The 16,330-nt window shown below is 66.0% G+C and carries 13 protein-coding genes; 6 read left to right on the forward strand and 7 right to left on the reverse strand.

Annotation, left to right across the window (positions count from 1 at the left end):
* Positions 1–408: 408 nt before the first annotated feature.
* The 3 genes from OU995_RS24305 to OU995_RS24315 all read left to right on the forward strand — a co-directional run bounded on the left by OU995_RS24305 (position 409) and on the right by OU995_RS24315 (position 3,477).
* Positions 409–1,551: an aromatic ring-hydroxylating oxygenase subunit alpha gene (locus OU995_RS24305; RefSeq protein WP_267832731.1), complete on the forward strand. Its 1,143-nt coding sequence runs from the start codon at positions 409–411 to the stop codon at positions 1,549–1,551.
* A gap of 131 nt (positions 1,552–1,682) precedes the next feature.
* Positions 1,683–2,579 carry a DMT family transporter gene (locus tag OU995_RS24310; protein ID WP_267832732.1) on the forward strand — a complete coding sequence of 299 codons (897 nt, stop codon included), beginning with the start codon at positions 1,683–1,685 and terminating at the stop codon, positions 2,577–2,579.
* A gap of 16 nt (positions 2,580–2,595) precedes the next feature.
* Positions 2,596–3,477: a sulfurtransferase gene (locus tag OU995_RS24315; RefSeq protein ID WP_267832733.1), complete on the forward strand. Its 882-nt coding sequence runs from the start codon at positions 2,596–2,598 to the stop codon at positions 3,475–3,477.
* A gap of 39 nt (positions 3,478–3,516) precedes the next feature.
* Here OU995_RS24315 and OU995_RS24320 read toward each other — a convergent pair whose 3' ends face one another.
* The 3 genes from OU995_RS24320 to OU995_RS24330 all read right to left on the reverse strand — a co-directional run bounded on the left by OU995_RS24320 (position 3,517) and on the right by OU995_RS24330 (position 5,835).
* Entirely contained in the window at positions 3,517–3,951 is a 435-nt protein-coding gene (locus OU995_RS24320; RefSeq protein WP_267832734.1) for a universal stress protein, read from the reverse strand.
* A 102-nt stretch (positions 3,952–4,053) separates the two neighbouring features.
* Complete coding sequence (locus OU995_RS24325) at positions 4,054–4,830, reverse strand: ZIP family metal transporter (protein ID WP_267832735.1); 777 nt, start codon at positions 4,828–4,830, stop codon at positions 4,054–4,056.
* Positions 4,831–4,965: 135 nt separating this feature from the next.
* Positions 4,966–5,835, reverse strand: a complete 870-nt coding sequence (locus tag OU995_RS24330; RefSeq protein WP_267832736.1) for a dienelactone hydrolase family protein — start codon at positions 5,833–5,835, stop codon at positions 4,966–4,968.
* A 247-nt stretch (positions 5,836–6,082) separates the two neighbouring features.
* Here OU995_RS24330 and OU995_RS24335 point away from each other — a divergent pair, with 247 nt between their 5' ends.
* Positions 6,083–7,591, forward strand: a complete 1,509-nt coding sequence (locus OU995_RS24335; RefSeq protein ID WP_267832737.1) for a Ppx/GppA phosphatase family protein — start codon at positions 6,083–6,085, stop codon at positions 7,589–7,591.
* A 309-nt stretch (positions 7,592–7,900) separates the two neighbouring features.
* On the opposite strand, the gene OU995_RS24340 is transcribed toward OU995_RS24335, so the two are convergent.
* From OU995_RS24340 to OU995_RS24350, 3 genes are all read right to left on the reverse strand, one after another.
* Positions 7,901–9,211 carry an IS1380 family transposase gene (locus OU995_RS24340; RefSeq protein ID WP_267831753.1) on the reverse strand — a complete coding sequence of 437 codons (1,311 nt, stop codon included), beginning with the start codon at positions 9,209–9,211 and terminating at the stop codon, positions 7,901–7,903.
* A 670-nt stretch (positions 9,212–9,881) separates the two neighbouring features.
* Positions 9,882–11,939 (reverse strand): polyphosphate kinase 1, encoded by a 2,058-nt coding sequence (gene ppk1, locus OU995_RS24345; RefSeq protein WP_267832738.1) that lies wholly within the window; start codon positions 11,937–11,939, stop codon positions 9,882–9,884.
* Positions 11,940–12,078: 139 nt separating this feature from the next.
* A complete protein-coding gene (locus tag OU995_RS24350; RefSeq protein WP_267832739.1) occupies positions 12,079–12,942 on the reverse strand; it encodes a UDP-2,3-diacylglucosamine diphosphatase in 864 nt (287 codons plus the stop codon).
* A gap of 64 nt (positions 12,943–13,006) precedes the next feature.
* Here OU995_RS24350 and OU995_RS24355 point away from each other — a divergent pair, with 64 nt between their 5' ends.
* Together OU995_RS24355 and recJ are read left to right on the forward strand one after the other, a co-directional pair.
* The gene (locus OU995_RS24355; protein ID WP_267832740.1) at positions 13,007–13,936 is read left to right on the forward strand and encodes a hypothetical protein; all 930 of its coding nucleotides are present in this window, start codon (positions 13,007–13,009) and stop codon (positions 13,934–13,936) included.
* Entirely contained in the window at positions 13,933–15,750 is a 1,818-nt protein-coding gene (gene recJ, locus OU995_RS24360; protein WP_267832741.1) for a single-stranded-DNA-specific exonuclease RecJ, read from the forward strand. The genes OU995_RS24355 and recJ overlap by 4 nt, the downstream gene beginning before the upstream one ends.
* A 19-nt stretch (positions 15,751–15,769) precedes the next feature.
* Here the strand turns inward: recJ and trxC are convergent, their stop codons facing one another.
* Positions 15,770–16,228 carry a thioredoxin TrxC gene (gene trxC, locus OU995_RS24365; protein WP_267832742.1) on the reverse strand — a complete coding sequence of 153 codons (459 nt, stop codon included), beginning with the start codon at positions 16,226–16,228 and terminating at the stop codon, positions 15,770–15,772.
* Positions 16,229–16,330 lie beyond the last annotated feature (102 nt).

Consider the following 16,330-nt stretch of genomic DNA (forward strand, 5'->3'; position numbering starts at 1 on the left):
CCTTCGCACCATGGTGGACAAGCGAATGTGGGCGGCAAGCGGGCAAGCGGCGGGCCTGACCTGCCCGGCCCACAGCATGGACGGGCCCAGGTACAATTCCCGGTTCCCCTGCGCGACGCGTTGCCTTATTGAGCCTGATCCCATCAAGCCTGACCCCTGGTTGGGTCCTGGGTGGGGTTACGTTTGGCTTCGTATGTCTTCGTTGGGCTGGATGGGGCTCGATTTCTCGATGTGGAGGTCGATGTCGATGTCGATCTAGACGTCGATGTCAATGTCGATCTCGGCCCCCATCTTGGTCCCACGGACACTCGTCGCGAGTTTGTCTTTCACGTCCAACATTCCGGCTTACCCGATCTGGGGGGTAACCGGTCACGGTTGACATTGGTTTCTTGGAGACCCTCTTGGATCATGTCCGACCTGAGCATCCCTCTCAGCGCCCTTGAACGCAGCACGGCCCCCTTTGTCACCCAGCTGCCTGTCACTTCCTACTTCGATGAGGACCTGTTCCGCCGCGAACAGGAGCTGATCTTCCAGCATGGTCCCCGCTACCTGGGGCACGCGCTTGCCGTGCCCGAGGTGGGCGATTACTACGCCCTCCCGCAGGAGGGTGAAGGCCGTGCGCTGGTCCGGCGTGCCGGAGGCCCGCACGGTGTGGAACTCATCTCCAACATCTGCCGTCACCGCCAGGCCTTGATGTTGCGGGGACGCGGCAATACCCGCAGCCACATCGTCTGCCCCCTGCACCGCTGGACCTACGACCTCAAGGGCGAGCTGGTGGGCGCGCCTCACTTCAAGCAGGACCCCTGCCTTCACCTGAACCGCTACGGGGTCCGTGAATGGAACGGCCTGCTGTTTGAGGACAACGGCCGTGACATTGCTGCGGACCTGGCCAAGCTTGGCCCGCGCGGCGCCCTGGACTTCAGCGGCTACCAGCTGGACCGCATTCAAGTACACGAGTGCGACTACAACTGGAAGACCTTCATCGAGGTCTACCTGGAGGACTACCACGTCGGCCCGTTCCATCCCGGCCTGGGCCAGTTTGTCACCTGTGAAGACCTGGCCTGGGAATTCGGCCGCGACTATTCCGTCCAGACCGTGGGCGTGAACAAGGCGCTGACCAAGCCGGGCTCGGCCGTGTATGAAAAGTGGCACCAGCAGGTGCTGGGCTTTGGCAACGGCCAGGCCCCGCAGCAGGGGGCCATCTGGCTGACGTACTACCCCAACATCATGGTGGAGTGCTACCCCAACGTGCTGGTGATCTCCACGCTGTTCCCGCGCGGGCCGCAAAAGACCACCAACATCGTGGAGTTCTATTACCCCGAGGAAATCGTCGCCTTCGAGCGCGATTTTGTGGAAGCCCAGCAGGCCGCCTACATGGAAACCTGCGTGGAGGACGACGAAATCGCCCTGCGCATGGACGCGGGCCGCAAGGCCCTGATGGAGCGGGGCGACAACGAAGTCGGCCCCTACCAGTCGCCCATGGAAGACGGCATGAAGCATTTCCACGAGTGGTATCGCGGCCTGATGGATCGCGGCCCGATGAAGCGCTGAGCTTTCGAGGACGTCCCCGCCCCTGCGGCCGGCATCACCCGGTACGCAGACCGCCCCGACCAGCCGCCCTGCGACTTTGGCACCACGCCCCGCCTCGCGGGGCGTTTCGTTTTGGGCAGAGAATCAGCGCCATGTCTGCTTCCCTTCTGATGGTGCTGGCGACCCTGCTGTTCGCCACCATGGGCGTGTGCGTCAAACTGGCCTCTGCCCAGTACAACGCCGGCGAAATTGTCATGTACCGCGGTCTCGTGGGCACCTTGTTCCTGTTCTCGCTCACGCGGGTCCAGGGGCTCAGCCTCAAGACCAAAGTCCCGGCCATGCACTTCTGGCGCAGCCTATCCGGCGTCATTGCGCTGTCCTTGTGGTTCTACGCCATCAGCAAGCTGCCGCTGGCCACCGCCATGACGCTGAACTACATGTCGTCCATCTGGATGGCGTTGTTCCTCATCGGCGGCGCCGTGATGATGGGCGGCGCACGGGTGGACCCGCGGCTGATCACCACCGTGCTGATCGGCTTTGCAGGCGTGGCGCTGGTGCTGCGGCCCACCATGGGCGAACAGCAGATCTGGCACGGGCTGGCCGGCCTGGCCTCCGGCATGTTGTCGGCCATGGCCTATTTACAGGTCACCGCGCTGGGTCGCGTCGGCGAGCCGGAATACCGCGTGGTTTTCTATTTTTCGATGGGTGGCGCCGTCGCAGGCGCCCTGGTCAGCTTGAGCACACCCGGCGGCTGGCATTCGCACACCTGGTCGGGCGCGGCCCTGCTGCTGGCCGTGGGGGTGTTGGCCACGGGAGCCCAACTGCTGATGACGCGGGCCTACTCGCTGGGCAAACCGCTGGTGAATGCCTCGCTGCAATACCTCGGCATTGTGTTCTCGGCCTTGTACGGAGTGCTGCTGTTTGGCGACCTGCTGTCCTGGCAGTCCTGGGCCGGGATTGCGCTGATTGTGGTGGCCGGTTTGGGCGCTACATTGCTGCGGGCTCGCAATACGCCCAAGGATGAGCAACACTCGGTGAGTGAATCCTGAACCGCATGCTTCGCCCATGACTGACGCCCCCTTCACCAGCCTGATCGATGTGCAGGCCCTCCGTGCCCTGCTGAATGCCACCCACCCGCCGCTGGTGATCGACGTGCGCTTCGATCTGGCCAACACCAGCCTGGGCCAGGAGCACTACCACAGCGCCCACATCCCGGGCGCCCACTACCTGCATCTGGATCATGACCTGAGCGGTCCCAAGCAGGTGGGTGAGGTGTTCCATGGCCGGCACCCGTTGCCCGACCGCGCGGCCTTTGCCAGCCGGATCCGGCAACTGGGTCTCAAGTCCGGCCAGCAAGTGGTGACCTACGACGGCGCGGACGGCATGTATGCAGCCCGCCTGTGGTGGATGCTGCGCTGGTTGGGGCATGAGCCGGTGGCCGTGCTGGATGGCGGATGGGCGGCCTGGCAGGCGGAAGGCGCGGGCAGCGGTGCCGCAGCTTCCGGCTCTGGCAGCAGCCCGGCGGTGATCCCCGAAGGGGATTTCATTCCCGGCGAAGCGTTGGAACAGCCCTGGACCCAACAGGAACTGCTGGCCGCACTGGGCCGGGTGCGCTTGCTGGATGCCCGCGCGGGCGAGCGCTTCCGTGGCGAAGTGGAGCCGCTGGACAAGCAGGCCGGTCACATCCCGGGCGCCAGCAACCGCTTCTTCAAGTCCAACCTGGGCGCGAATGGACGCTTCCGCCCGGCGGCCGAACTGAAGGCCGAGTTTGAAGCCGTGTTGGGTGGGTTCACGGCGGATCAGACGGTGCACCAATGCGGCTCCGGCGTCACCGCCTGCCACAACCTGTTGGCCATGCACCATGCCGGGTTGCGGGGCAGCCGGCTGTACCCGGGCTCGTGGAGTGAATGGAGCGCGGACCCTCGCCTGCCTCTGGCCCGAGGGTGAACAGGCCAAGCCGGCGCGGATGCTGGCCGGGATGCTGCCTCAGCGCACCACCAGCACCGGGAACTGGCAGTGGGTGATGACCTTCTGGGTTTCGCTGCCCAGCAGCAGTGCCTGGAAACCCTTGCGGCCGTGTGAGGCCATCACCAGCAGGTCGGCATGCACCTGACCGGCATGTTCAATGATGGCTTCCCAGGCATGCAGCGCCTCCACGCTCTGGGTGCTGACCTCCACGCCTGCCGCCTGGGCGGCCGTTGCCACCTGGTGCAGCCGCTCCTGGGCGATCCGCTCCTGGGCGTCAAAGAACTCCTGCGGCGGCGTGGGCTGCATCTCCGACACAGCACTGTAGGGAAACGGTTCTTTCACCGTGATGGCAAACAGCCGAGCGCCATGGTGCCGGGCCAGTTGCACGGCCGTCTCGACCGCCTTGGCGGTGATGTCGGAACCGTCAGTCGGAACGAGGATGCGTTGGAACATGGCAGGACTCCTGTGTCGTGACATTGGCAGTCTGGCGCCTTCATGTTGCGTCAGTGGTGACGAATGTCAATCGCCAAGGACCCTGGCCCGGGCCAGCGGACGTCAGTGACTGTGCTTGCCGCCCACCACGATCAGCACAAAGGCAATTCCCACGCCCAGCCATAGCAATTGTAGCGCGGTGTCCTTGAGCGGCAGCCGCCGTTGCAGCTGAGGAATAAGGTCGGCCACCGACACATAAACAAAGCTGCTGGACGCCGCCACCAGCAGGTAGGGGAACATGGCTTCCCAAGGGCCGACGATGAAGTAGCCCAGCAGTCCGCCCGCGACAGCGGCCAGTCCCGACACCGCATTGAAGAACAGCGCCTTGCGCCGCGAGAAACCGGCGTTCAGCAGCACGATGTAGTCGCCCACCTCCTGCGGAATCTCATGCGCAATGATGGCCATGGCGGTCACCCAGCCCAGGTGGTGGTCGGCCAGGAAGGCGGCGGCAATGATGATGCCGTCACAGAAATTGTGGATGCTGTCGCCCACCAGCACCGACAGCCCGCCCCGCCCGGCCTGCTCCCGGTCGAAATGATGGTGATGGTGGTGCCCGTCCCCTTCATGGTGATGGGTGTGGCGGTAGAGCTCGGCCTTCTCCAGCAGGAAGAAGAACATCAGCCCGCCCAGCAGCACCAGGAACAGGGTGTGGGGGTCCGCGCCGGTCTCGAATGCCTCCGGCAGCACATGCAGGAGGGCGGTGGACAGCAGCACCCCGGTGGACAGGCTCACCAGATGTTTGACGATGCGGCCGAGCAAGCCCACCGTGAGCATGGCAGCAATGCCGACGGAGGCGATGCCGCCGGCCAGGGTGACCAGCAGGATATAGAAGAGGGTCATGGACAAAAAAGGCGCACCACGGAGGGTGCGCCGGTATGGGACTTCAAAATTGTCTCAGACTCGTCAAGCCCCTCCCGCCGGAGGGTGGGGCGAGCACCGCCCATCCGAGCGAGGGCGGATGCAAACAAGCGGAGATCAGACCCCGTGCTGTTTGAACCAGGCCAGGCAGCGGCCCCAGCCATCCTTCGCTGCCTCGGCGCGATAGCTGGGCCGATAGTCGGCATGGAACGCGTGGCCGACGTCTTTGTAGACCACGAATTCACTGGCCTTGGCCGCCGCGCTGCCCTGCTGCAGCGCTTCCTGCATCGCTGCGACGCTGGCCATGGGAATGCCGCCATCCTGGCCACCGTACAGCCCCAACACCGGTGCCTTGAGCTGTCCCACCCGATCGATCGGATGTTTGGGGGTCAGCGGCGTGGAGGCCCCTTGCAGACGTCCATACCAGGCCACCCCGGCCTTCACCGAAGGGTTGTGCGCGGCATACAGCCAGGTGATGCGACCGCCCCAGCAGAAGCCGGTGATGCCCAGGTGGCCGGTATTCCCCCCCTGGGCCTTGGCCCAGGCGACGGTGGCGTCCAGATCGCGCAGCACCTGTTCATCCGGGACCTTGCTGATGATGTCGGCCATCAGCCGGGCGATGTCGGTCACGGCCTTGGCGTCCCCTTGCCGCACAAACAGCTCCGGCGCAATGGCGAAGTAGCCCAGCTTGGCAAAACGTCGGGCGACATCCGCAATGTGCTCATGCACACCAAAGATCTCGCTGATCACCAGAATCACCGGCGCGTTTGTCTTGCCTTTGGGCCGAGCGGCATAGGCTGGCAACTTGAAGTCGCCCACCGGCACGGTCACCGGGCCGGCGTCCAGGCCCTCGGTGTCGGTGGTGATGGTTTGTGCGCTCACGGGCAGCACGGCGGCGGCAAAGCCGCTGCCCACGGCGGTGCCGACAAAATCGCGCCGATTGAATGAACGCTTGGGCACCAGGCTGTCGAAGTCTTCGGTCGTCATGCAAGTCTCCTTGGAACGGTCCCGGCGCACCTCAGTGGCGCGAAGACCTGTGTTGAGCATCGAGGACGGTACGGCGGGGCGATTGTAGGGATGCCCTGCTGGGCGAGCCCCCATGCCCCGCCAATGTCCCCCAATGTCCCCCAATGCCCCCCAATGTCCCCCCGGAATGCCGAGCGGAAGAGGTAGGGGTCATCTCTGAACCACAGGGTCATGAAGAACATCCTGTTTCCCCGCGACAATGCACCGCATGAATCAAGCGCAAGTCCCCCCCATCCTGGCCGCCATCGACATGGGTTCCAACAGCTTCCGGTTGGAGATCGCCCATCTGCAGCATGGCCAGTACCGGCGCCAGGACTATCTCAAGGAAACCGTGCGTCTCGGAGCGGGCCTGGACGCGCAGAGCATGCTGACCGAAGAGGCCGCCGAACGCGGGCTGGCCTGCCTGCGCCGTTTCGCGTTGCGGCTGGAAGGTGTGCCTTCGCGCCAGGTGCGCGCCGTGGCCACCCAGACGCTGCGCGAAGCCCGCAACCGCAATGCCTTCCTGGCGCGTGCCCAAGAGGTACTGGGCCATCCCATCGAAGTGATTTCCGGCCGTGAGGAAGCCCGGTTGATCTATGCCGGCGTGTGCCGGTTGCAGGCCTCGGAAGACCCGCGGCTGGTGATCGACATCGGCGGCCGTTCCACCGAAATGATCCTGGGGCGCGGCACCCAGCCTCTGCGCGCGGAATCGTTCCAGGTGGGCAGTGTCAGCCTGTCGATGCGCTTCTTCCCGGAGGGGCTGTTCACCGCTGAGGCCTTCCGGGCCGCCCAGGTGGCCGCCGGGGCCGAGCTGGAGGAAGCATTGACCGAATTCGCCCGCCACACGGCGCAACCTCGCTGGCGTGCGGCGCTGGGCTCGTCCGGTACCGTGGGGGCCGTGGCGCAGATTCTGGCGGCGAATCAGGTGTCGGACGGCACCATCACGCTGGACGGCCTGCGCTGGTGCATCCAGCAATGCCTGGCCGCCGGGCATGTGGACCAGTTGAAGCTGCCGGGCCTGAAGGACGACCGGCGGGCGGTGGTGGCGGGAGGGCTTTGTATCCTCTACACCCTGCTGACGCATTTTGATATTGACCGCCTGACACCGGCCAAGGGCGCCCTGCGCCAGGGCGTGGTGTTTGATCTGGCCGCACGGCTGGACCCGTCGCTGCTGGGCACGGGCCGCGACATGCGGGAGCAATCGGTGGCCGAGTTGCAGCGCCGGTTTGCCATTGACCGGACACAGGCCACCCGGGTGCAGGATGTGGCGCTCAAGGTCCATCAGGCGTTGCTGCCCAAAACGGATGAGGAGCAGCGGCGGGAGCTGGGGTGGGCAGCAGCCCTGCATGAGATTGGCATGATGGTGTCGCACCACGATTTCCACCGGCACAGCGCCTATCTGCTGTCGCATGTGGATGCGCCGGGGTTCTCGCAGAACCAGCTGCGTCGGCTGGGTGACCTGGCGCTGGGGCAACGCGGCGGGCTGCGCAAGCTGGACGACCAGCTGCGCGATGAAAGCCTGATGTGGCAATTGCTGGCCTTGCGGCTGGCGGCCATCAAGTGCCATGCGCGCGGGCAGGTGGATGCCTCGGCGATGCACATCAGCCGCCAGGGGCTGCAGGTGACGATCCGTATGGCCAAGGGCTGGGCGGATGCCCATCCCCGCGCGCATTACCTGCTGCGCGAAGAACAGGAAGCCTGGGCCAAGCTGGGACGGGTGCAGTTGGTGTTGGAGTAGATGGTAGATGGAGCCCCCGGATGAGGGCGCCTAGGGCGCCCTCATCCCGCCCCCCGAGGGGGCTGCGGGCCGCCTTGGTGAGTGGTTTGCCCCCGGCTGGCTGCGCCTAGCCCGGATCTTTCACGAGTAGCGTACTGGATGGGTTCGCGGCGCTGATTTGCTTGTCCGAACGACGATTTGAGGCGCGTCGTGGCCGTTTGCTGCGTTGAGCTTGGTTGATGACACACACCCAGGCGCGATTACCCCTTCCCCGGCTTGGGTTGCGGGCCGGTTTGGTGTCAACGCGCGGGCCAGGCACTGGATGAGTTGCTAGGGGCTGAGGGCGCCAGCAGCGGCCAGGAAGACATGCTTCATCGGGTGAGCCGATGCCAGCAGGACCCGCACGCGGCGGGTGTTGCGCAGCACGGCCGCGCCAATCTTCAGCAGCCTGGTGCGGATGGTGGCGGTGCAGGCCTGGGCCAGCTCGGTGCCTTGCAGCGCCAGTCGGCGCAGGTTGATCATCAAGGTGTACGCCAGCGCCGCCAGCAGCAGCCGCAGCTGGTTGGCCCGGAAGCGGTGGCAACTCGCACGCCGGCCAAACAGATCGAGTTGCGCTTCCTTGATGCGGTTCTCGGCTTCGCCACGGGCGCAGTACCGGCGCTCGTACAGAGCCTTGGGCGATCCCGGCAGGTCGGTGACGATGAAGCGTGGGTTGACACCTTGCTCGCCATGCTCCAGCCGCGCGATGACGCGACGCTCCTTGTCCCAGGTGTGGGCCGCGTACTGGAACTCGCCGAACATCCGTTGCTTGCTGCGCCTGGCAGAGAACTGCTCGGCCAGCGCCAGTTCTGCCAGTGCTACCTGATCGTTCAGACGCGAGTTCTTCTGCAGCCCGATGATGTAGCTCACGCGCCAGCGCTCCAGGCGCTGCAGCACGCGCGGGCGGCAAAACCCCGAGTCCGCCCGCACGATGATCTTGGTCTTCGGCCACGCGCGGCGCAGCGGCACCAGCAAGCGCTTGATCAGCGCACTGACAACGCTGGCCGGGTCCCGGTCGCTGGGGCGCAGCACGCAGGCCAGCAGGTCCTGCCCGGCGAAGACGTACAGCGGCAAGTAGCAGTAGTTGTCGTAGTAGGCGTGGAAGTGGCCGCGCTCTTGCTGGCCGTGCAGCGGCACATGGGTGGCATCGACATCGAGCACCAGCTCCTTGGGCGCCTTGGCGTGGCTGGCGATGAACTGCTGCATCAGCACGTCGTGCAGCACCGCCGCATGTTCGGCCGTGGCCGCCGTCTCCAGGCGGCTGAGCGTGGGCGCGCTGGCCAGCGGCTCGGCACGACCCACGGCCGTTTGCATCAACAGATCGCTGCGCAACACGTTGTGGTCGCACACGTCCGACCAGCCCAGACACAGACCGTAGATGCGCTGCGCCAGCAGGCTGCGCAGGTCGTGCTGGACACTGGCGAGGCGACGCCCGTCGCCCAGCGCCAGGGCAGCCGCGCGGGTCAGACCAAGGCGCTCATCGACCCGCTTGAGCAACAGCACGCCGCCGTCACTGACGATGTCACCACCATCGAAGGCGGCCTGGACTACACGCCTTCCAACCCGTCCGAATTCAACGGTCGCATCGGTACACTTTGGCATCGGCAGTCCTCGGTTTCCATAGGGGGTGAGATACCTATGAAAACGCGCCTCGGCACGAGGCTGCCGACCTGATGCTCATGAAATATCCGGGCTAGGGCGCACCCAGCCGCCCCCCGAGGGGGCTGCGGGCCGCCTTGGTGAGTGGTTTGCCCCCGGCTGGCTGCGCCTAGGGCGCACCCAGCCGCCCCCCGAGGGGGCTGCGGGCCGCCTTGGGAGCGGCCCGGCGGCGGCCCTCTTCGCTTACAGAGAGCCCCGCTTGGGCGACGCTGCGCTCGCCCAAGCGACTATGTGCCAAGAGGCGCGGTGAATATGATCAGCCAGCCTTGGGGACCACCCGTGGCGGCCCTCTTCTCTCACCGGGAGCACCGCTTGGGCGACGCTGCGCTCGCCCAAGCGACTATGTGCCAAGAGGTGCGGTGAATATGATCAGCCAGCCTTGGGGACCACCCGTGGTGGCCCTCTTCTCTCACCGGGAGCACCGCTTGGGCGACGCTGCGCTCGCCCAAGCGACTATGTGCCAAGAGGCGCGGTGAATATGATCAGTCAGCCTTGGGGACCACCCGTGGTGGCCCTCTTCTCTCACCGGGAGCACCGCCTGGGCGACGCTGCGCTCGCCCAGGCGACTGGGTGCCAACCGGCGCGGTGAACAGGATGGGGCGGTAGGGCGGGACTATTCCTCGTCGGCGTGAAAGAGGCGCATGAGGGCTTGCTGGGCGCTGGTGCCGCCGTTGCCGTTGACCCGTTGCGAGGTGCCGTCGGAACGGAGCTGCCAGGCGTCTCGGGTGTCGTGCAGGTAGGGCACCAAACCCTCATCGATGACGCGTTGGCGCAGCTTGGGGTCAAGCACCGGCCAGGCCACTTCGATGCGGCGCAGCATGTTGCGGCTCATCCAGTCCGCACTGGAGAGATACAGCGATTCCTCCGCTTCGGTCTTGCCCCAGCGGAAGTAAAAGATGCGCGAGTGCTCCAGGAAGCGCCCCACGACCGACCGCACCAGGATGTTGTCGGTTTGTCCAGGCAAGCCCGGCGGCAGCATGCAGGCACCACGCACGATGAGGTCAATGCGCGCACCCGCCTGGCCCGCATTGACCAGCGCCTGGATCAGCTCGGCATCCGTCAGCGCATTGATCTTCAACACCACCCGCGCCGGCTCCCCCCGCCGCGCCGCCGCCTCCACCTGCGCCAGCGTCTCACACATGGTGCGATGCAGATTGAACGGCGCCAGCAGCAGCTTGCGCGGCGCCTTGAATTTGGACAGCGACGCCAACTGTCGGAAGACCAGATCCATGTCCGCCGTGAGGTCCGCGTCCGCCGTGAGGTAACCCAGGTCCGTATAGAACCGCGCCGTCTTCGGGTTGTAGTTGCCAGTGGATAGATGCCCGTAGCGCCTCAGGCGCCCACCCTCCCGTCGCGTGATCAGCATCAGCTTCGCATGCGTCTTGAGCCCGACAATCCCATACACCACCTGCGCACCCACCGCTTCCAGCCGCTCCGCCCAGTTGATGTTGGCCTCTTCGTCAAAGCGAGCCTTCAACTCCACCACGGCCAGCACTTCCTTGCCTCGCCGCGCCGCTTCAATCAGCAGGTCCGCCAGCACCGACTGGCTGCCCGTGCGGTAGATGGTCTGCTTGATGGCCAGCACGTCAGGGTCTTCAACCGCCTCACGCAACATCTGCACCACCGGATCAAAGCTCTCGAACGGATGATGCAGCAGGATGTCACCCTTGCTGCGCAGTTTGTCCAGGATGGATTTGCCCCGCGGCAGACGACGCGTCGGCCAGCTGGGTTCGTAGGGCTGGAAGCGCAGCGTCTCCGCATCCGTCTGGTCAATCAGCTCATTGAGCCGCACCAGATTGACCGGCCCATTCACGCGGTAAAGCGCCGCCTCCGGCAATACAAACTGCTCCAGCAGAAAACGCGACAGCTCTTCCGGGCAGGTGTTCACCACCTCCAGCCGCACCGCCCGCCCAAAATGCCGGGTGGTCAGCCCCGACCGCAACGCATGGCGCAGGTTGGCAATCTCTTCTTCATCCACCTCCAGGTCGGAGTCCCGCGTCACGCGGAACTGCGAGAAGGCTTCAACCTGCCGGCCGGGAAACAATTCGTCGAGATGGGCGCGAATGACGCTGGTGAGCAGCACAAAGCTCTGCTTGCCACCGCTGATCTGCGCCGGCAGCTTGATGACACGCGGCAACACCCGCGGCACCTTGACAATGGCGATGCGGGTGTCCCGGCCCAGGGCGTCCTTGCCGGAGAGTCGCGCCACGAAATGCAGCGACTTGTTGGCCACCTGCGGAAATGGATGCGCCGGGTCCAGGCCCACCGGCACCAGCAGCGGCCGCACTTCGCGCTCAAAGAACCGGGCCACCCACGCCCGCTGCTCATCATTGCGGTCCGCATGGTTGAGGATCTGGATGTCACGCTCTCGCAGCGCGGGCATGACCTGGTCGTTGAAGATGCCGTATTGCTGGTCGATCAGCTCATGCGCCGCCCGCGCTACCCGCTCCACATCGCGGGCCGTCACCAGCCCGCTGCCGTCACGCTGCGCATCCAGCATGTCGGCAAAACGGACCTCGAAAAACTCGTCGAGGTTGGAAGAGACGATGCAGATATAGCGCAACCGTTCCAGCAGGGGAACATCACTGCGCTGGGCCTGGGCCAGGACGCGTCGGTTGAACTCGAGGATGGCTTGTTCGCGGTTGAGCAAGGGAACGGCAGGCAAGGTCATGAACCCATTCTATGAATCTATCGTGACAGTCCAATGACCCAAAATGCCCCGCAAGAACCCCAAGAATGCGACGTGAGGTCTCGCCTTCCCGGCACCGGGTCAGGGGAGTTCTGGCGGGTGCAGGTGGACCTGGTTCAGCTCAGGCCGGCGTACGCAAAGCTTCAACCGCCTGCACAGCGGCGTCCGCACGCGCACGCTGGCGTTCGCTCCAGTCCAGGATCTCCAGGTGGCCATCCGGATGCTCCACCAACGCGGTGAGGCTCTCCACCCAGTCCCCATCATTGGCGTAGAGGATGCCGTCAATGTCCCGCAGCTCGGCATGGTGGATGTGGCCACACACAACACCCTGCACACCACGCCTGCGAGCTTCCTTGGCCAGCGCTTCCTCAAAGTCGTTCAGGTAGGACACCGCCCGCTTGACCTTGAGCTTGAGGTATTTGCTCAGGCTCCAATAAGGAAGCCCCAGCCGCGCACGAAGTGAATTGAGATGGCGGTTGAGCTTGAGTGTGAATTCATATGCGGTGTCCCCGACATGCGCCAACCATTTGGCGCACTGAATCACCCCATCAAACAGATCGCCATGGGTCACCCACAGCTTGCGGCCATCCGCCGTTTCATGAATCCACTCATGCGCGACCTCAATGCCGCCAAAGCTGTGATTCAGATACTTGCGGGCAAATTCATCATGGTTGCCCGGCACATAGATCACCCGGCACCCCTTGCGGGCCTTGCGCAGCAGTTTCTGCACCACGTCGTTGTGCGCCTGCGGCCAGTACCAGCTGCGCCGCAGTTGCCAGCCGTCCACGATGTCCCCCACCAGGAAGAGCTGTTCACACTCCACCTCCCGCAGGAACTCCAGCAGCGCCCGCGCCTGGCAGCCGGGAGTGCCCAGATGCAGGTCGGAAATCCACACCGTCCGTACGCGGATGGAGCCGCCCTCCTCCGCCTCCGCAGTGGGCAGTTCGGTGGACACAGCGGCGGCCAAAAGCGTGTCGGTCAGCATGGCCCTGTAGCTTGCGGATGTCCCGTGAAACCTTGATGACCATCCGCCGCCGATAATCCCCCCCATGCATCTCTTGATTCCCCATGCAAGCGCCCAGGAACCGCACGTTGAGGCGGTGCTGCGCGAACTGGAACTGCCGGCCCTGAGTCAGTTGCTGGGCCTGCTGACCGCCGCCGAGACCTTGGGCGATGACGACCATGCTCCCCTGCCGCCACACGAGCTGGCGCTGGCCCGCTTGCGGGGCGTGACCGACGCCGCTCCGCCCCTGGCGGCCTGGCGCCTGCGCGCCGCCGGCATCGAGCCGGGTGATGCCGTCTGGGCGCTGGTCACCCCCATCCACCTGGCCGTGGGCACCGACCAGGTCACGGCCCTGGCCCCCGCCACGCTGGGCCTGACCGATGACGACTCCCGCGCCTTGCTGGCCGCGCTCACGCCCAGCGTCTTCCCGGCGGAAGAAGGCTGGGCCACCCACTGGTTGGCCGCAGACACCTGGGCCGTGGCCCATCCCTCACTCGACGGGCAGGAAGCCGCCAGCCCGGACCGCATCCTGAACCGCGCGGTGGAGACGTGGATGCCGCGCAGCCGGCGTCTGCGGACCTTGTTGAATGAACTTCAGATGGTGTTACACGGCTTGCCGCTGAACCAGGAACGGGACGCCCGAGGGCTGCGTCTGATCAATGCCGCCTGGGTGAGCGGCTGCGGCCGGGACCGGGGCCATGCCCTGCCCGACGATCTGCTGGTGGACACCCGCCTGCGCGGCCCGATGATCAGCGGGGACCTTCATGCCTGGAGCGAGGCCTGGAAGGCGCTGGATGCCGGGCTGCTGTCCGAGGCGCTGCACCATGTGCGCGGCGGTGGTGCCCTGCAGCTCACCTTGTGTGGTGACCATGCGGCCCGCCGCTGGGAGCGGCGGCCGGCCGGCGGCTGGCAACGGCTGAAGGAACGTTTCACCCCCACCCAGGTGGCGGTGGTGCAAGCGCTGGAGGGCCTATGAGCACCCTGCCGGTTTCTCCCTCGACTGGGCCCGCCACCGTGGCGCCCGGCGCGGCGGCTCCAGTGCAACGCGGCCCGCACAGCCCCCGCATCCTGACCCGCGATGTCCCGCCGGATCAGGTCTTCGCCCTTGAGCAGGCAGGCCTGTCGCCGCTGCTGGCGCGTCTGCTCGCAGCCCGTGGCGTGGTGTCCGCCCATGAGCTGGATGCCGATCTCAAACATCTGCTGCCGCCCGATGGCCTGCTCGGCATCCAGGCTGCCGCGACCCTGCTGGCGGATGCACTGACCGGCGGCGACCGAATCTGCGTCGTGGCCGATTACGACTGCGACGGCGCCACCGCCTGCGCGGTGATGCTGCGGGGCCTGGCGATGCTGGGCGCGCGGCCGGGCAGCGTCTGTTATGTGGTGCCCGACCGGGCCGTACACGGCTACGGCCTCACGCCCACCATCGTGGATCTGGCCATGGAGCACCAGCCCCGGCTGCTGGTCACCGTGGACAACGGCATTGCCAGCCATGCGGGTGTGGCCCATGCCCGCACGCTCGGCTTGAAGGTGCTGGTCACCGACCACCACCTGCCCGCCGTGGATGCCGATGGCGTGGCCACAGTGCCCGAGGCGGATGCCTTGGTGAACCCCAACCAGCCGGGCTGCACCTTCCCCAGCAAGAACATGGCGGGCGTGGGCGTTGCTTTTTATGTGCTGCTGGCCCTGCGCGGCGAAATGCGCCGTCGCGGCGCTTATGCCGATGGCGTCCAGCCTCGCCTCGATGGTCTGTTGGATCTGGTGGCCCTGGGCACGGTGGCGGACGTTGTCCGCCTGGATGCCAACAACCGCCGCCTGGTGGCGCAGGGTCTGCGCCGCATGCGTGCGGGCCGCATGCAGCCCGGAGTGGCAGCCCTGTTCACGGCAGCAGCGCGCGACCCGCTGCGGGCCAACAGTTTTGATCTGGGCTTTGCGCTGGGGCCTCGCATCAACGCGGCGGGCCGCCTGGCCGACATGACCATGGGCATCACCTGCCTCACCACCGAGGACAGCACTCAGGCCCTGGAACTGGCCAAGGAGCTGGACCGCATCAACCGCGAGCGCCGCGAGATTGAAGCGGGCATGCAGGAACAGGCGCTGGCCCTGCTGGAACGGCTGATGGACGACCCGCGGCTCAACGGCTCACCGCCCCCCGCGCTAGCCCTGTTCGACGAGGACTTCCACGAAGGCGTCGTCGGCATCGTGGCCTCGCGCATCAAGGACCGGCTGCACCGGCCGGTGTTTGTGTTTGCCCGCGGCGCGGATGGCCAGCTCAAGGGCTCCGGCCGCTCGATCGCCGGCTTTCATCTGCGGGACGCGCTGGACCTGGTCTCCAAACGCCATCCGGATCTGCTGAAGAAATTCGGGGGCCATGCCATGGCCGCCGGCTGCACACTGGCACCGGGGGGTGTGGAGGCCTTTGCGGGCGCCTTTGAGCAGGTGGCACGGGAGTGGCTGGATGAAGCCGCGCTCACCCGCACCCTGCGCACCGACGGCCCTTTGCCGCCCGAAGCCTTCTGCCCGGAGACGGTGCAGGAGCTGGAGGCGCAGGTCTGGGGCCAGGCCTTTGAAGCCCCGTTGTTCTGCGACCGGGTACAGGTGGTGCATCAGCGCATCGTGGGGGAGCGCCACCTCAAGCTGCGGCTGCGCCAAGGCGCGCTGCTGCGGGATGCGATCTGGTTCGGGCGCACCGAATCCCTGCCGGATCAGGTCACCCTGGCCTATCGGCTCAGCCTGGATGAATACCAGGGTCAGCAACGGGTGCAGATGGTGGTGGAAGCGATGGCGGACTGAGCGGGCGGGCGCGCTCCCTTCAGCCCTGCGCTCCCAGCGAGCGCCGCACCCATTCCACAATCGCCTGCGCGGGCATGGCGCCCGCCTGCCGCGCCACTTCCTGGCCATCCAGGAACAGCAGCAGCGTGGGAATGCTCCGAATCCCATACTGCGCGCTCTGGCGCGGTGCCTGATCGGTATCCAGCTTGATGAAGCGGACCTCCGGCAGCACCTCTGCAGCCTTCTCGAAATGCGGCGCCATGCTGCGGCAGGGCCCGCACCAGGCGGCCCAGCAGTCCACCACCACCGGCAGTTCGGTACCGGCCACAAAGCGGTCAAACACATCGGCCGACACGTCCATCGGCTTGGCGGCCATCAGCGGTGTGCTGCATTTGCCGCAGTCCGGCGCATCGGCCAGCCGCTCGCGCGGAACGCGGTTCTTGGCACCGCAGGCGGGGCACACGATGTGCAGGCTCAGGACTTGAGAGTTCGTATCCATGACAAAGCAGGCGCAATTCAGATGCCGCTCATGATGCCCAACTCTCCGTCCGCACGGCTCCCCCGATTGGAGGCGGTCGTGGGGGGAGGGGGCCCTCACAAG

Origin of the sequence: Roseateles sp. SL47, from assembly GCF_026625885.1 — a bacterium.
Classification (GTDB): Bacteria; Pseudomonadota; Gammaproteobacteria; order Burkholderiales; family Burkholderiaceae_C; genus Roseateles.

What these genes read in the sequence shown, in the direction of transcription:
- OU995_RS24305 (WP_267832731.1), top strand. Translation starts at nt 409, where the DNA reads ATGTCCGACCTGAGCATCCCTCTCAGCGCCCTTGAACGCAGCACGGCC.
- OU995_RS24310 (WP_267832732.1), top strand. Translation starts at nt 1,683, where the DNA reads ATGTCTGCTTCCCTTCTGATGGTGCTGGCGACCCTGCTGTTCGCCACC.
- OU995_RS24315 (WP_267832733.1), top strand. Translation starts at nt 2,596, where the DNA reads ATGACTGACGCCCCCTTCACCAGCCTGATCGATGTGCAGGCCCTCCGT.
- OU995_RS24320 (WP_267832734.1), bottom strand. Translation starts at nt 3,951, where the DNA reads ATGTTCCAACGCATCCTCGTTCCGACTGACGGTTCCGACATCACCGCC.
- OU995_RS24325 (WP_267832735.1), bottom strand. Translation starts at nt 4,830, where the DNA reads ATGACCCTCTTCTATATCCTGCTGGTCACCCTGGCCGGCGGCATCGCC.
- OU995_RS24330 (WP_267832736.1), bottom strand. Translation starts at nt 5,835, where the DNA reads ATGACGACCGAAGACTTCGACAGCCTGGTGCCCAAGCGTTCATTCAAT.
- OU995_RS24335 (WP_267832737.1), top strand. Translation starts at nt 6,083, where the DNA reads ATGAATCAAGCGCAAGTCCCCCCCATCCTGGCCGCCATCGACATGGGT.
- OU995_RS24340 (WP_267831753.1), bottom strand. Translation starts at nt 9,211, where the DNA reads ATGCCAAAGTGTACCGATGCGACCGTTGAATTCGGACGGGTTGGAAGG.
- ppk1 (WP_267832738.1), bottom strand. Translation starts at nt 11,939, where the DNA reads ATGACCTTGCCTGCCGTTCCCTTGCTCAACCGCGAACAAGCCATCCTC.
- OU995_RS24350 (WP_267832739.1), bottom strand. Translation starts at nt 12,942, where the DNA reads ATGCTGACCGACACGCTTTTGGCCGCCGCTGTGTCCACCGAACTGCCC.
- OU995_RS24355 (WP_267832740.1), top strand. Translation starts at nt 13,007, where the DNA reads ATGCATCTCTTGATTCCCCATGCAAGCGCCCAGGAACCGCACGTTGAG.
- recJ (WP_267832741.1), top strand. Translation starts at nt 13,933, where the DNA reads ATGAGCACCCTGCCGGTTTCTCCCTCGACTGGGCCCGCCACCGTGGCG.
- trxC (WP_267832742.1), bottom strand. Translation starts at nt 16,228, where the DNA reads ATGGATACGAACTCTCAAGTCCTGAGCCTGCACATCGTGTGCCCCGCC.